This window comes from Marinobacter sp. L-46 (genome assembly GCF_056859535.1).
Genome location: NZ_JBSXOP010000076.1, coordinates 19,206 through 34,691 on the forward strand (window position 1 = coordinate 19,206; position 15,486 = coordinate 34,691).

At 62.1% G+C, this 15,486-nt stretch carries 10 protein-coding genes and 1 pseudogene; 2 read left to right on the forward strand and 9 right to left on the reverse strand.

From position 1 onward, the window contains the following. Position 1 precedes the first annotated feature (1 nt). Positions 2-763 carry an SDR family NAD(P)-dependent oxidoreductase gene (locus tag AC13DJ_RS12660; protein WP_199456143.1) on the reverse strand — a complete coding sequence of 254 codons (762 nt, stop codon included), beginning with the start codon at positions 761-763 and terminating at the stop codon, positions 2-4. A 10-nt stretch (positions 764-773) separates the two neighbouring features. Beyond that, positions 774-1,343 (reverse strand): GTP cyclohydrolase I FolE, encoded by a 570-nt coding sequence (gene folE, locus AC13DJ_RS12665; protein WP_199456144.1) that lies wholly within the window; start codon positions 1,341-1,343, stop codon positions 774-776. Positions 1,344-1,518: 175 nt separating this feature from the next. On the opposite strand from folE, the gene AC13DJ_RS12670 reads away from it, so the two are divergent. Beyond that, positions 1,519-2,442, forward strand: a complete 924-nt coding sequence (locus AC13DJ_RS12670; RefSeq protein WP_482933263.1) for an alpha/beta fold hydrolase — start codon at positions 1,519-1,521, stop codon at positions 2,440-2,442. 76 nt (positions 2,443-2,518) lie between these two features. Here the strand turns inward: AC13DJ_RS12670 and AC13DJ_RS12675 are convergent. Then, positions 2,519-2,959 (reverse strand): annotated as a pseudogene (locus AC13DJ_RS12675) (GGDEF domain-containing protein); the annotation flags it as partial. Between the two features lie 164 nt (positions 2,960-3,123). Between AC13DJ_RS12675 and AC13DJ_RS12680 the strand changes: the two are divergent. Beyond that, complete coding sequence (locus AC13DJ_RS12680) at positions 3,124-4,206, forward strand: patatin-like phospholipase family protein (RefSeq protein WP_473802253.1); 1,083 nt, start codon at positions 3,124-3,126, stop codon at positions 4,204-4,206. 12 nt (positions 4,207-4,218) lie between these two features. Here AC13DJ_RS12680 and AC13DJ_RS12685 read toward each other — a convergent pair whose 3' ends face one another. The 6 genes from AC13DJ_RS12685 to AC13DJ_RS12710 all read right to left on the reverse strand — a co-directional run bounded on the left by AC13DJ_RS12685 (position 4,219) and on the right by AC13DJ_RS12710 (position 15,475). Continuing rightward, positions 4,219-5,031, reverse strand: coding sequence for an iron chelate uptake ABC transporter family permease subunit (locus AC13DJ_RS12685; RefSeq protein WP_058342098.1), 813 nt, complete (start codon positions 5,029-5,031; stop codon positions 4,219-4,221). Continuing rightward, positions 5,018-5,791, reverse strand: coding sequence for a zinc ABC transporter ATP-binding protein ZnuC (znuC, locus tag AC13DJ_RS12690; protein WP_022990354.1), 774 nt, complete (start codon positions 5,789-5,791; stop codon positions 5,018-5,020). The genes AC13DJ_RS12685 and znuC overlap by 14 nt, the downstream gene beginning before the upstream one ends. Then, complete coding sequence (locus AC13DJ_RS12695; RefSeq protein WP_022990355.1) at positions 5,784-6,275, reverse strand: Fur family transcriptional regulator; 492 nt, start codon at positions 6,273-6,275, stop codon at positions 5,784-5,786. Before AC13DJ_RS12695 ends, znuC begins: the two co-directional genes overlap by 8 nt. 69 nt (positions 6,276-6,344) lie before the next feature. Beyond that, the gene (locus tag AC13DJ_RS12700; RefSeq protein WP_482933264.1) at positions 6,345-6,806 is read right to left on the reverse strand and encodes a chemotaxis protein CheW; all 462 of its coding nucleotides are present in this window, start codon (positions 6,804-6,806) and stop codon (positions 6,345-6,347) included. A gap of 9 nt (positions 6,807-6,815) precedes the next feature. Next, entirely contained in the window at positions 6,816-7,868 is a 1,053-nt protein-coding gene (locus AC13DJ_RS12705) for a chemotaxis protein CheB (protein WP_482933265.1), read from the reverse strand. After that, on the reverse strand, positions 7,868-15,475 hold the full coding sequence (locus AC13DJ_RS12710; protein ID WP_482933266.1) for a hybrid sensor histidine kinase/response regulator: 7,608 nt from the start codon (positions 15,473-15,475) through the stop codon (positions 7,868-7,870). Before AC13DJ_RS12710 ends, AC13DJ_RS12705 begins: the two co-directional genes overlap by 1 nt. Positions 15,476-15,486: the final 11 nt, after the last annotated feature.

The window sequence follows — 15,486 nt, forward strand, 5'->3', positions numbered from 1 at the left end:
TTCAGCTCGAGTAACGATCCGTATTGTGGGGCATTCCTTGGGCCAAGCGCCGGCCACCATCCACCGGGATGCTCGCTCCGGTGATGTAGTCGTTATCCAAGAGGGACAGCACTTGCATGACCACGCTGTGAAAGCCCCCTTCTCGGCCTAAGAGCGTTTCTCCCAGAACTTGCTGTTTCTGGTCATCGGTATGGCTGGGAAGAAACCCGATCGGACCAGGCATAATGGCGTTGACACGAACATGAGGCGCAAGCAGGGCAGCGTAGCTAAGGGTTAAGTTAGCCAGCGCTGCTTTTGAAGCGCAGTAAGCGGCAAAAGCCGGGTTGGGTTTATCCGCAAAGATATCAGTAATGTTGACCACAAGCGTTGGTCTGTGATTTCTTCGACCAGTATTTTTGAGTGTTTCTGAGAACCCATGCATCAACTGCATTGGTGCCGTGCTGTTTACCTGAAAAAAATGGCGAGACTGTTCCGCCAGCTTTATATCATCATTTGTGATGTCGGGAGTAAAACTTGATGCGTTATTGATCAGAACGTCCAACCGATCACTACGTTTGAGAATCTCCCCAATGCATGTCCCTACCGATGGTTGATCTTCGAGATCGGTTTGAATTGCGGTTGCGCCCCGTCGAATCAGTGACTTGAGATCGTCGGTTTCCGTTCGATAAACTGCAAATACCTGAAAATCACGATCGAGCAGGGCCGAGGCGAGTTCATAGCCTAGCCTGCGTCCTGCACCGGTTATCACTGCGACGGGGGTCATGGGAGCTCGATTAGCTGTGTTGTGTGAGAAGATTCAGGAACTCGGTCCGGGTTGCCTGGGATTTGCGGAACTGCCCCAGCATCATTGAGGTCTTCATACGGGAGTTCTGCTTTTCGACACCGCGCATCATCATGCACATGTGCTGGGCTTCGATCACCACCGCCACGCCCTTGGCACCGGTCACGCTTTCCACGGCTTCGGCAATCTGGCGGGTCAGGTTTTCCTGGATCTGCAGCCGGCGGGCATACATGTCGACAATGCGGGCAAATTTCGACAGGCCCAGTACCTTGCCCTGGGGCAGGTAGGCAATATGGCACTTGCCGATGAAGGGCAGGATGTGGTGCTCACACATGCTGTACAGTTCGATGTCCTGTACCACCACCATTTCGTCCATGGCAGATTCGAACACGGCGTTGTTCACCAGGTCCTGAAGGTCCTGCTGGTAGCCCCGGGTCAGGAACTGCATGGCCTTGGCGGCACGCATGGGGGTGTCTTTCAGTCCTTCGCGTTCGGGGTTCTCGCCCAGGCCGTCAAGGATGGAGTAATAATGACCGGCCAGGTCATCGAGGGGTAGAGTCATAATGGTTTCCGGTAGTCTGTGCCTAACAAGGGCCAAAGCTTAAGGGAATTCGGGCCGTATCTCCATGCTTTACGATACCTCAGCCGGAACAGACCAGTGCGGTGCCGGCCGGGCTATGGCCGTTGCTGGCGCTTTCATCTAAAGTGACAGGCTTGGAATGTGTCAGGGATCTGCCATGGAACAGCTTACGACCGGGGCTGGCGTTTCCGCCGCCAGTAAACAGGACATATCGACCCTGGATGGCTGGCAGCAGGCCGGCAAATGGTTCAGCTACGGTGGCCACGCTATATTCAGCCGCATGGCCGGCCAGGGCGAGCCGCTGGTGTTGCTGCACGGTTTTCCGACCGCCAGCTGGGACTGGAGCCGGGTGTGGCCGATGCTGGCCCGGCACTACAACCTGCTGACCGTGGATATGCTGGGTTTCGGGTTTTCCGACAAGCCCCGCAACTACCGCTACAGCATTGAAGACCAGGCAGACCTGGTTCAGGGCTGGATAGAAGGCCTCGGTTTGCCCGGCATTCACCTGCTGGCCCATGATTACGGTTCCACCGTGGCCCAGGAACTGTTGGCCCGGGACCAGGAAGGCAGCCTTGGCTTTACCGTTGACAGCCTGTGCCTGCTGAACGGCGGCATCTTCCCGGAAGTGCACAACCCCCTGTTAATCCAGCGCGTATTGGGCAGCCCTTTAGGCGGACTGATCAGCCGGGGCCTGACCCGCAGCATGTTCGAGCGCAACTTCTGCCGGCTGTTCGGCTCCCGCAACCCTCCTGGCCAGCAGGAAATGGACGAATTCTGGCACCTGCTGACCTACAACAACGGCCGCGGCATCCTGCATGAGCTGATTCATTTTATGGAGGAGCGTCGGTGCCACCGTAACCGCTGGGTGGGCGCACTGCAGAATGCCCGCCAGCCGATGCGGCTGATCTCGGGCACGGCGGATCCGGTGTCCGGTGCCGGTATGGTTCGGCGTTACCGGGAACTGATCACCGATGCAGATGTGGTCACCCTGAGAAATGTGGGCCATTACCCCCACTTCGAGCAGCCCTGGGATGTGTTTACGGCGTATCGGGCGTTCCGGAAGCAGCCGGCCCTGAGCTGACCGGTTGCAACGGTGCCGGTGACCGCTGCCATGGCTCCGGCTGCACCGGGGGCTGCCGGTTGGCTGGCGCCAGCACCACCTGGTTGCGGCCCCGGGCCTTGGCTTCATACAGCGCCCGGTCGCCGGCCAGGTGGCCCCACTGGTCGTTGATGTTCTTGAAATAGTCCAGGTCGATCAGCACCAGGCTGGATACCCGTTCATAGCGTTCCCGTATCTGGATCTGGCTGTTCAGCACATCGGCCAGTTGCGAGCGGTTCAGGCAGCCGGTGAGTGGATCGGTGGTGGCCAGCCGGGTCAGTTCCTGCTGCAGACGCCCCACCAGCCAGGCAAAGATCATGGCAAACAGGCAGCTGAGCCCGAGTGAAAAGGTAATGCGCCAGAAGTCCGCCTCGGGGAACTGCAGGAACGACACCACCGCCATAACTGCGACAAAAATGACGTTGCAGACGATAGCTTCCTTGATGGGGAGCAGGAAGAACAGGGCGATGGCCGCCGGATAGGCCCAGTACAGGCCGGCGGGGCAGATTGATTCACCGCTTGCTCCTGCTGCAGTCCTGCTTCCTTGGAAGGTTTTCGATCGAGTCTAGCACGCAGATCCGGCGTGCCAAGGAAAAAGCCGGTTTTCTTGGCTGCTGCAGCCCGGGTTCGTTAAACTCCCCGGACTTCCAGAGGAACAACAGAATGACGGCAATACATATCAAACAGCCGGCGTTGACCATTCGCGTTGGACGGCGGGCACTGAACCGGTTGCAGCAAAAGCCGCTGGGGCCGGAAGACGTACACGTTATTCCCGGTGCTGCCGGTGGCCCGAAAGCCCTGGGCCTCAGCGGCCTGGATAAAGCCATCTTTGGCGACTGGCTGCCCCGTGTGGAACAGGAACGGGCGCTGATCGGCTCGTCGATCGGTAGCTGGCGCTTTGCGGCGGTGGCCTCCTCTGATGACCCCCGGGCCCAGCTGGCAAAGCTGGCGGAGCTTTACACCAGCCAGCGCTTTGCCAAGGGCGTCAGTGCGGCGGAAGTGACCCGCAAGAGCATCCTGTTCCTGGAGGAGTTGCTGGGTGGTCGTGAGGACTACCTGCTCAACCATCCCTGGTACCGCCTGAATGTGGTGGTGGTGCGCAGCCGGGGTTTTCTGGAGCACGACACCCGGGGCCGGCTAGGTCTGGGGCTGATGAGTGCCATCAGTGCCAATATGGTAAGCCGCCGGCACCTGGGCCGTTATATGGAACGGGGCATTCTGCACGATGGCCGGGTACGGGCACCGGTGTCTAAACTGGTGGATTTTCCCAGCCACGAAGTGGCCCTGACCCGGGAAAACCTGCTGCCGGCGTTGCTGGCCTCTGCATCCATTCCGCTGGTGATGTCCGGTGTCCGCAACATTCCGGGTGCGCCGGAGGGGGTGTATCGGGATGGTGGATTGCTGGATTACCACCTGGACCTGCCCTACGAGCAGCCCGGGGTGATTCTCTACCCGCACTTTACCGACAAGGTGGTGCCCGGCTGGTTCGACAAGACCTTGCCCTGGCGCCGGGGAGACGCGACCCGGCTGCAGGATGTGTTGCTGGTGTCACCGTCCCGGGAGTATCTGGACAGCCTGCCGAACCGCAAACTGCCGGACCGCAAGGATTTCGAGAAATACCTGGGCGATGACGAAGGTCGTGAACGGGACTGGCGCAAGGCCATCGCCGAGAGCGACCGGCTGGGTGACGAGTTCCTTGAACTGCTGGAAACCGGTCGCCTGATGGACCGGCTCCAGCCGCTTTGACCGGCGGGTGGCTCAGTGGCTGTTCTTGCGGGCCGCTCCGTAAACCAGCAGGAAGCTCAGGAAGGCGGTAACCACCACCGACGGGCCGGCGGGGGAGTCCAGGTACCAGGACATACTTAACCCGCCGGCAACCGCAATGAAGCCAAACACCACGGCCAGCGCCATCATATGCTCGGGGTTTTTCGCCAGCCGCCGGGCGGTTGCCGCCGGGATCACCAGCAGGGCGGTAATCAGCAGCACCCCGACAATCTTCATGGCGACCGCAATCACCAGCGAGAACATCAGCATCAGTGCCAGCCGCAGGCGCTCCACCGGAACACCTTCCACCCGCGCCAGTTCTTCGTGGATGGTACTCATCAGCAAACCGCGCCAGAGCACGGCCAGCAGGGTCAGTACCACCGCCGCGCCGCCGTAGATCCACAGCAGGTCCTGGCGGCTCATGGCCAGCAGGTCACCAAACAGCAGGCCGGTGAGGTCTACCCGTACTTCCGGCATAAAGCTGAGGGTAACCAGGCCGATGGCCAGGGCCGAGTGCGCCAGGATGCCCAGCAGGGTGTCGGTCGACAGGGCCCGGGTACGGGACAACAGCACCAGCGCCAGGGCGATCACTACACAGGTGATGATCACCGCCAGGTTGAGCGGTACGCTGATCAGAAAGCTCAGGGCAATGCCCAGCAGGGCGGAGTGGGCCAGGGTGTCGCCGAAATAGGCCAGCCGGCGCCAGACCACAAAACAGCCCAGCGGCCCGGCCACCAGTGCCACCCCCAGGCCGCCGATCAGGGCTCGCCAGAAGAAATCGCCCAGCACCGCATCAATGATGCTCATGGTTACAGGCTCCCTGATGGCCGGTGCCGGCAACAACGTCGCCGTGCAGGTTATGTTGGTGGTTATGGTGGTGGTGATACACCGCCAGCGATTCCGCTACCTGGTGGCCGAAGGTTTCGATAAAGGCCGGGTCGTGGGAAATATCCGCCGGATAGCCACTGCAGCAGACGTGCTGGTTCAGGCAGATCACCTTGTCGGTGGCAGCCATCACCAGATGCAGGTCGTGCGAGATCATGATGACGCCGCAGTGCAGTTCGTCCCGCAGCTCCCGGATCAGTTCGTACAGTGCGGCCTGGCCGTTGATGTCCACGCCCTGGGCGGGTTCGTCCAGCACCAGCAGGTCCGGTTTGCGCACCAGCGCCCGGGCCAGCAGTAAGCGCTGTTTTTCGCCGCCAGACAGGTGATGCACCGAGGCCTCCAGCAAATGGCTTACCCCGGTCCGGGCCAGCGCAGCCTCGCACTCTGCCAGCGGCTTGCCGCTGAGCAGCATGAAACGGCGCACGCTCAGGGGCAGGGTGGCTTCCAGGGTCAGGTGCTGGGGTACATAGCCAGTTACCAGCCCCGGGGCCCGTGATACCTTGCCGCTGGTGGCCCGCTGCAGGCCGAGTACGGTTTTGATCAGGGTGGTTTTGCCGGCTCCGTTGGGGCCGATGATGGTGATGATGTCGCCCCGGTGTACGGTCAGGCTGACGCGGTTGACCACCAGCCGGTCATCAAACTGAACGGTAACGCCCTCCAGGTTTGCCAGCGCCTCAGTCATGGACTTCTGCTCCCTGGCAACGGGGGCACAGGCCGGAAATTTCCAGGGTGATGTCGTCGGGCCGGAAACCTTCGGCCCGAGCTGCGGCTTCAATCGATTCGCTGACCGTCGGCGCATCCAGTTCCAGCACATTGCCGCACTGGCGGCAGATCAGGAAGGTGCCACGATGGTGTTCGCCGGCATGGGGGCAGCCGATAAAGGCGTTCAGGGAGGCAATCCTGTGTACCAGTCCGTACTGCTGCAGGAAATCCAGGGCCCGGTACACGGTCGGTGGCGCGGCGTTGTGGCCCTCTTCGCCCAGCCGGGCCAGGATATCGTAGGCGCCCAGCGGTTTGTGGGACTGCCAGATCAGTTCCAGCACCCGCTCACGGATGGCCGTCAGGCGGGCATTCTGTTGCCGGCAAATGGTGCGGGCGTCGGCCAGGGCATGGCTGACGCAGGCATCATGGTTGTGGGGGCGGTAGGGGAGCGCGCGTTCGGGCATGGTCCGTGTCCTGCAAAGTTTGCAACATTATAACATTTGCAGGATTGGCTGCCATGGCCCGGGATGGAATCAGTTCCGGGCCTGCACCGCCAGGGATTCCAGGTATTCCAGGTTGGGAATCCAGGCCGCTTCGCCTTCCACGTCTACCAGCATCAGGTCGGCGGGGCCGGGCTCTCCGTCCAGCTTGCGCACTTGGCTTTCATCCAGGCGGGCCTGGCTCGGAATGCCCTGGGTCACCAGGGCCATGAACGGCGCCTTGTTGTGGTCCGGGCCAATGGTGTTGAGCACAATGATACGGCCCCGGTTATCGCCCGGAACCGTGAGCGATCCGCCATTGGCGGCATCGTAGGAGATGACCGGCAAGGTCAGTCCGCGCCAGTCCAGAAAACCCACCAGCCAGTCCGGGGTGTTGGCGCCGGCGTCTGTGCTGTTGAAATCCACCACCTCGGCGATGGACACGTTGGGCAGAAGCAGGTGCCGGTCACAGACAGGGATCATGACGCAGGGAAGCGTTTGGCTGTTTTCGTTCATTGTGTGTCCTCAGGCAGAATCCCGTTTTTGCCGGCCCTTGAGCAGGCAATGGTTCTCAATGGTTTTGATCAGTTCGCCGGCGAGCTGGTCCGGTGTGCCGCAGAAGCTGGTGCAGCCGGTGGCAGCGACAGACTCGGGCATCGAACTGTTGCCACAGCTGGCACTGTCCTGGACCCAGATCCGGCTGCCCCGTTTCTTCAGCAGCGGTGCGGCGATGGCGCCGTCGTTGCCCATCCCGGAGAACAGAATCGCGTGGCAGTGCTCGCGGAAGTGGTCAGCCACGTTCAGCAGCACCTGGTCGATAGACGGGCCATAGGGGCCGGGCCAGGGCTTGCCGGTGGCGGTCAGGCTGCCGTCGTCTGCGAACGACCACTCCTGTTCTACCGGCATCAGTACCACATCGCCGTTGCGAACCTTGTAGCCTTCCTCTGCCCGCTTCAGCTGGTAGTGGGCATGGCGGCCCAGTACCCGGGTCAGCACGCCGGTAAAGTTGTCATCTATATGCTGGGCGTAGACAAAGCCGACCGGCAGGCCGGCCGGCAGGTGGTCCAGAAAGGTTTTCACCGCAGCAGGACCGCCCAGCGAGGCGCCCAGAACCCAGATTTCCTCGGCTACCGAGCCCGGAGCCGCCGGGGTTATCCACTGGGACAGTTGTGGTGCCTCGGGTGATGGCCGGGCGTGGACTTCCAACTCTTCGATGTCGTTGGCGGAGTCCAGTTTCTCCAGGTGCCCCAGCTGCTTTTCCAGCTTGTTGAGCAGCCGCCTTTCCCAGCGCACATAGTCCTTGGTGCCGGGCTTTGGAGCCTGGTCCATCCCGAACAGAACCGGGGCATCGGTGTGCTCCAGCAGGTGTTCGAACAGCGCCGGGTGGTCGGCTTCGTCTTCCAGGGTTACCAGCCACAGGGCGGCATCGGGAAACCCCGGATAATCCATCAGGCGGTCGGGGCCGCCGGAAAAGCTGACCTCAAGGCCGAACTTGCCGGCAGCCACCTGCAACCGGTGCCGCTGCAACACCACATCGGACACAATGCCGATGCCGGGCCGGCCGTCATGGCCGGTCATTACCCGTTCCCGGTCAGTCGTTTGATGGTTTCAAGCAGCTCGGCTTCCTGGAACGGCTTGCCCAGATATTCGTTGACGCCGATGGCCAGTGCCCGTTCCCGGTGTTTCTCGCCGGTCCGGGAGGTAATCATACAGATGGGCGTCTCTTTCAGGTTTTCGTCGTGGCGCACAAAGCTGGCCACTTCGAAACCGTCCATCCGGGGCATTTCGATATCCAGCAGGATAATGTCCGGACGATGGTCCTGCAGCTGGGCCACCGCATCCAGGCCGTCCTTCGCGAGGATAACCTCCATGCCGTTGCGTTCCAGCAGTCGGGAAGTAACCTTCCGTACGGTAACCGAGTCGTCCACCACCATAACCGTGGTGGTCTGGTCTTCGTAGCGGCCGGCTTCGCGGGCCTTGTCCAGGTTAGCCAGGCGCTGGCGATCAGACAGGATGTCAGAACGGAGCATGGCCGGCAGGTCAAGAATCACCACCACGTTACCGTCACCCAGAATGGTGGCACCGGAAACGCCACGAACCGAGCTGAACTGCGGGCCGAGAGACTTAACCACGATTTCCCGGCTGCCCATCAGGTGGTCAACCTGCAGGGCCAGTGGCTGCTCGGCACCCCGCACCAGGATCACCGGCAGCGGCAGGGCCTGGCCTTGCAGCTTGGGCTGGTGGTCACTGTTCAGCAGGCTGCCCAGGTACTGCAGGCGATATTCCTGGCCGGCGTATTCGTACAGCGGTGCATCCGGCTTGTAGTACTCTTCCAGCTCGTAGGTGCTGACCCGCACGATACCTTCAATGGTGTTGAGCGGGATGGCGTAGAAGTCTTCGCCGGTGGCGACCATCAGGGCCCGGTTAACCGATACCGTGAATGGCAGGCGCACCGTGAAGGTAGTGCCACGCCCCAGGGCCGAATCGATATCCAGGCTGCCGCCGAGCTGTTTGATTTCGCTGGATACCACGTCCATACCCACGCCCCGGCCGGAAATCTGGGTCACCTGCTGGGCGGTAGAGAAGCCGGGCTGCAGGATGAACTGCAGGACTTCCCGTTCGGTAAGGTCTTCGTCGGCCCGCAACAGGCCCTGGCGAATGGCCTTGTCACGGATCACTTCGGCGGGAATGCCTTTGCCGTCGTCGATCATACGCAGTACCACGTCGCCGCCTTCACGGGTCAGTGAGAGCACCACTTCACCGGTTTCCGGCTTGCCGGCACGGGCCCGGTCTTCGGGGCTTTCAATGCCATGGTCGAGGGCGTTCCGCAGCATGTGTTCCAGCGGCGCAATCATGCGCTCAAGGATGTTGCGGTCCATTTCACCCTCGGCGTTGCGCACGTCGAAGTTGACCTTCTTGCCCAGTTCGTTGCTGATCTGGCGCACAATCCGGCGCAGTCTCGGCACCATGGAGGCAAACGGAATCATCCGGGTCTTCATCAGACCTTCCTGGAGTTCCGTGTTGATCCGGGACTGCTGCACCAGCAGGGTTTCGGTATCCCGTACCCGGTCAGACAGGGTTTCACGCAGGTCTGCAAGGTCAGAAGACGATTCGCTCAGTGCCCGTGACAGCTGCTGGATCGAGGAGTAGCGGTCCATTTCCAGCGGGTCGAAGTCGTCGCCGTAATCCGGGCCGTGTTCCTGTTCGGCACGGAACAGGATCTGGGCTTCGGTTTCGATATCCATCCGGCGCAGCTGTTCGCGCAGTCGCTCGATGGTAGCGGCCATTTCCTCAAGGGTGTGACCGAAGTCGCTGGTCTGCTGTTCCAGGCGGCCCCGGGTAATACTGGTTTCACCGGCCAGGTTAACCAGCTCGTCCAGCAACGGTGCCGATACCCGGATGGTTTCCTGGGCGGCACGCTGGGCTTCCGCTGCTTTATTGCGGGCCTTGGCCGGCTTGGCGGGCGCTGGCGGTTTCGGGGCTTCGGGCACCGAGGTTTCCGGCTCGGCGGCCTGCGGTTCGGGCTGCTCGTGTTCGGGTGCGTCTTCCGCGGGCTGCTCCGGCTGGACCACCGGGCTACCGTCGGCAAAGCGCCGGCGAACGTCGGAGACCAGCTCGATGATGGCGTCGTGGTCCTGGGTGATCTCCTGCCACTGGCTGTCGCCCGGTGCATTGCCGCCCAGGTCGATCAACCGGGTCTCCAAGGCATGGGCCTTGTCGCCCAGTACGCTCAGTTGAGACAGGCGGGCGCCACCTTTGAGGGTATGCAGGGCCCGCTGGGCTTCCTGGTTGTACTGGTGGTTGTTCGGGTCTTTGCGCCAGTCATCGAGCACCTGCTCGAGCTGGTCCATGATCTCGCCGGCTTCTTCCAGGAAGATTTCCAGCACTTCCGGGTCAACCGCATCGGCTTCGTCAGCAGCCGGTTCTGCCGTGGCTGCCGCTTGTTCGCCCTGTTCAGCCGGTTCGGCCTGAACACTGCGGAAGGCTTCGATCAGATCGCTGGCGGCGGCCGGTTTATGGCCGTCTTCCAGGCTGTCGAGCATGCCCTTGAGGCTGGCGGCACCCTGATCGCTGAGCGCCAGCAACGCCTGTTGGTTGTTGCCGCCGGAGAGCAGGGGTTCGAGGCTGTCAGACCAGGCTTCGGCAAGGTCGGCCACCGGGTCGATATCGGACAACCGGGCACCACCCTTGAGGGTGTGCAGCTCCTGCTGCAGGCGGGTCAGAACGGTCAGTTCGTCCGGATCTTCGCGCCACTGGTCCAGGCACTCGGTAATGGCTTCGTGGATTTCCAGGCCTTCATCCAGGAAGATGCCGGCCAGGTCGTCACCGCCCATGGCTTCGAAGGCTTCGGTGAGGTCTTCGTCAGCCTCAAGCCCGGTGTCTGGCATCCAGCCGGTGTCATCCGCTGTGTCTTCGGTAAGGTCTTGTGCCGGTTCCTGCCCTTTGCTGGCCGGTGCCGGTGTTTCCCCGCGGAGAATCGCTTCTACCTGCTGAACCAGGTCGTTGGCCGGCGGGCAGGGCTTCTGGGTGGCAACCTGTTCCACCATTTGTGCCAGGCGGTCATGGCAGGCAAACAGCAGGTCGGTCATGTCGTTGCTGGCGGCCAGCTGGCCCTCGGCCACTTTCTCGAACAGGTCTTCCAGAACGTGGGTCAGGTCGCCAATGGTGTCGACGCCGGCCATCCGTGCGCCACCCTTCAGGGTGTGTACATCGCGCTGCAGTTCTGCGGCCACGGCCTGGTTCGACGGATCTTCGCTCCAGGTGTGCAGGGCACTGCCGGTGGAGTTGATCAGGTCGTAGGCTTCTTCCAGGAAGATGCCGGTCAGTTCCGGGTCAAGGTCAGACAGGCTAGCCAGGGCATCCTCATCGGCGCTGTCTGTGGCTTCCTCTTCGCTGCCCGCATCGAACGCGGCTTCGGCCTGGGCCAGAATGTCGTCATCAAAGTCGGTTGCCGGTTCGGTGCTGGCTCCGCCATCCCGGGCGCCGTCGATCCAGGCGTGGATATCGGCAATCAGGTCCGGGGCTGCTTCGGGCTGGTTGCCGGCTTCCAGGGTGTCGACCATGTTGGCCAACCGGTCATGGCACCGGAACAGCAGGTCAGACAACGAATCGCTGACGGCAAAACGCTGCTCGGTCAGGCCTTCGAACAGGGTTTCCAGTTCGTGGGACAGGTCGCCGACGGGCGCAATGCCGGCCAGGCGGGCGCCGCCCTTGAGGGTGTGAAGGTCGCGCTGCAACAGGTGCAGAGTATCCAGGTTGCCGGTGTCTTCGCTCCAGGTCTGCAGTGAGGTTGCGGTGCTGTCGACCAGGTCCCGCGCTTCTTCCAGGAAGATGGCAGCGAGTTCTTCGTCCAGTTCGCTGTCTTCGTCGGTGGCAGCTGCCGTTTCGAACGCAGGTTCTTCGCTCAGCCAGCCTTCGCCAGGCGACTCGGGTTCCGGCTGCTCGTCGGGCTGGCCGAGTTCGTCGAGTTCCAGGCTCAGGTCGATTTCGTCGAGATCGCCGGAGAACTGCTGCTCGAATTCCTGCTCCAGCTCGCTCTCGTCTGCCCGGTTCGCGAGGGCGTAGAGTTCGTCGATCAGGTTGTCATTGCTCTCGGTGGCCAGGCCGGCGGCGACCTGGTCCATCAGGTTGATCAGTTGCTCATGGCCGGTGCGCAGGGTGCCGAAGAAGGTATCGTCCGGCTCCAGCTGCGTTTCGGATACCGTGCTGTAGGCCTGGTTCAGCGCAGCGGCCAGTTCGGTAACATCCACCAGGCCGGCTTCTGCGGCGCCGGCAGCCAGTTGTTCCAGCTCTTTCTGCAGGATCTCCACAGACTGCCGCTGGTCCGGGTGGCGGGACCATTCATCCAGGATGCTCTCGGCATCCAGCACAATGTCCAGGCCCTCGTTCAGGAACAGCTGTACCAGCTGGGACGGTGCCCGGGTGTCCGGTTGCAGTTCATCGGCCGGATCGGAGGACTGCAGGGTACGCTGGTACACCTGCTCCAGGCGGGCCAGGTAGTCTTCGGTACCTTCGAGGTCTGCCTGCGGGTTATCCCGGAGCTGGGCCAGGCCGCGGGTCAGGAACTCCTTGGCATCGGCAATCAGTTCCAGTACATCACGGTCTGCCCGCTTGTTCTGGGCACGGGATTCCTTAACAAAGCGTTCCAGCGGGGTGATGACGGCGGCGATGGGGGCAATGCCAGCCGTGTTCGCGCTGCCTTTGAGGGTGTGCAGGGCCCGGGACAGATCGTCGGTGTAGCTGACGGTGGCCTTGTCGCCGGCGGTTGCCAGGTAGTCGTTGATGGTCTGCAGGTGGGTTTCGGTTTCGTTCTCGAAAATTTCCAGCAGGATCGGGTCAACGGCGTCTTCATCGTCGTCGTAGTCAGCGGCTTCAGCGTCGCTGTCGGTTTCCTGGACGCCAACGGTTTCAGGTTCAGTCAGTGATTCGGGGTCGGCTGCCGGCATGGTGCTGGCGTCCGGGATCTCTCCGTTGGCCAGGGCATTGGCGCGGGCTTCAAGGGCCGAGGTATCCAACGCTGCCGGGCGGCGGTTCTCGAAGTCGGAAACCAGGCCGGGTACAGCATCGGTGACATCCTGTAGCAGGCTGGCCACGTCTTCGGTCATGAAGATGCTGCCATCAATGACCCGGTTCAGCATGCTTTCCACAGACCAGGCCAGTTCGCCGATCACACTGGCGCCAACCATGCGGCCGCTGCCTTTGAGGGTGTGGAAGGCCCGGCGTACTTCGGTCAGGGCACTGCGATCGTCGTGCTGGCGCAGCAGCATCGGCAGGTATTCGCGAATGGTATCCAGAACTTCGCCGGCTTCTTCAACGAAGATCTCGAGGATTTCGTCGTCGATCAGGTCGTCGGCATCCGCCTCTGTTTCGCCAGTGCTCTCCGGCTGGGCCAGTTCCGGTTCCGCTTCGGGTTCCAGAACCGCGACCGGGGCCGGGGCCTCAGTGACGGTCTCGGTTGCTTCGGCCACTTCCGTTTCTGCGGTGCCGGTTTCGGTGCGGCGGGTGGTGGCCAGGGCTTCGGCCCGGCTGATCAGGCCATCAACATCGCCGGTGTAATCACCCCGGCGGAATTCCTGGATCAGGGACGGAATGCGTGCGTTGACCTCGTCGATCAGGGCGAAGGTGTCGTCATTGAGCTTGAGGGTCTGGTCGATCACCCGGTTCAGCAGGTTTTCCACAGACCAGGCCAGCTCGCCAATGGAGGTGGCTCCCACCATGCGGCCACTGCCCTTGAGGGTGTGGAACGCCCGGCGCACTTCGGTCAGGGCATCGCGGTCGTCGTAATTCTGGCGCAGACGGGGGTAATGCTCGTGGATGGTCTGCAGCACTTCCTCGGCTTCTTCGACGAAGATGCCGAGGATTTCGTCGTCGACCAGGTCCTGGTCGGAGGTCTTGGCTTCCTGGGCCGGCTCTTCGACGGCCGCCCCGGTATCCAGTACCGGCAGTTCGTCCGGCTGGAGTTCCTCTCCGGCTTGCTGCCAGGTGGGTTCCTGGCCGACCGGGAAGCCCAGGCTGGCCAGGCTGTCTTCGGCAACGCGCAGGATAGCGTCGTTCTCGGTGATGCCGTCGGCCAGGCGCTCCAGGTAGTATTCAATGCTGGTTACCGCATCGGCCAGGGTGTCGAGCTGTTTCCAGTCCGGCACCTGTTTGCCGTTGAGCAGAACGTCGGTTACGTAGCGTTCGGCGGAGGCCAGCATGTCGGCGACACGCTCCAGCGGCACCAGCGACAGGCCGCCGCGGATGCTGTGCAGCAACTCAGGAACGTGTTCCACTTCCCGGGTATCCCACTGGGAAGCGATAAAGTTCACAATCGAGGATTTGACCTGTTCCAGGGTGTTGCGGGATTCCCGGATCAGCGCTTCGTTAGCCTCGCCCAGTTCCTGGGAGCCAAGGTGGAATTCGTTGTCGCCGGTGGCTGCCGGTTCGTGGCGATCGCTGTCCAGTCCGGCCAGGCTGGCCTCGACGTAGAGCAGCGCACCTGCGATATCCATCAGGGTGCCGTCGTCAACGGTGTCGCTCTGGGTGCTGAGCTTTTCCACCAGTTCGATCTGGTCAGTAACCACTTTGCGCGGAATGCCCAGGCCGATCACCGCCAGGGTGTTGGCTACCTGGCGCATACCCGGCAGCAGTTCTTCCAGCTCGTCGTTCTGGCGCAGCTCGGCCCGGACAAACAGGTCCAGCTGGTCTTTCAGGCGAGCCAGTTCTTCGTTCAGCGCACTCACCACCGAATGGATGGCGTCCCGGCCCGGGCCGGAAACCCGGGTGCGGGCGGCGTCGACATCGCTGTCCGACGGCAGGGCATCATCCAGCTGGTAGGCCTGGCGCAGGGCGTTGACCTGGGGCATGTCCAGGTCCCGGGCGCGGGCGACGTAGTACAGCAGGTGCTTGAACAGGGCTTCGGGTACCGGCTGTTGCAGGATGCTGCTGTGTTCGTCGGTGAGCCTGCGGATTTCCGCGTCCAGCTCCCGCAACAGGGATTTGACCGCAGTGTTGACCGGGTTGGCGCCGCCCTGGAGTGTTTCGATAAAGCCGCTGGCAGCTTTGTAGAGCTCACCCCTCGGGGTTTTCTGGCACAGGCGGATCAGGCGCTGGAGCACCTTCTGCATGTAGTTGAAGTGGGCAGACAGACTTTCCTCGCGCACTACGCCGGCCAGGGCAAACTGGTACATCTGGCGCAGTTTGCGCAGGTGGCCGAGAACCTTGGGGTCTTGCAGGCGTTCTGAAACAGCGGCGCTGACCTGCAGCTGTGAGGGGGTCAGGTCAGGCTTGAACAGTGAGGTATCAGACAGCAGTGAATCGCCACGGGCAGCCCGGAGGTCGTTCAGCAGGGGCAGCAGCACCATCGGGAAATCGTCCTGGCTGCTGTCCAGGTGTTCCAGGTATTGCGGCAGCTGCAGGATGGCCTGCATCAGTACTTCAACGGCATCGTCAACGCTGGTGACGGATTCGTTCAGAATGGCCTGGGTCAGTTTCTCCATCTCTTCGGTGAGCAGGGCTGCACCGTAGAGTTCCACCATTTGCAGGGTACCGTGTACCTGGTGGAGGTAGTTCAGGCAGAAGCGCAGGCGTGCGGTGTCGTCGCGATTCTCGACGTACGCTTCCAGTGCATGCTGGCCTTGAGTCAGCGTGTCCTGTATCTCGCCCCGAACCCAGTCGAGGGCGATACTGTCATGGTGATTGCCCATAACCACTCCGG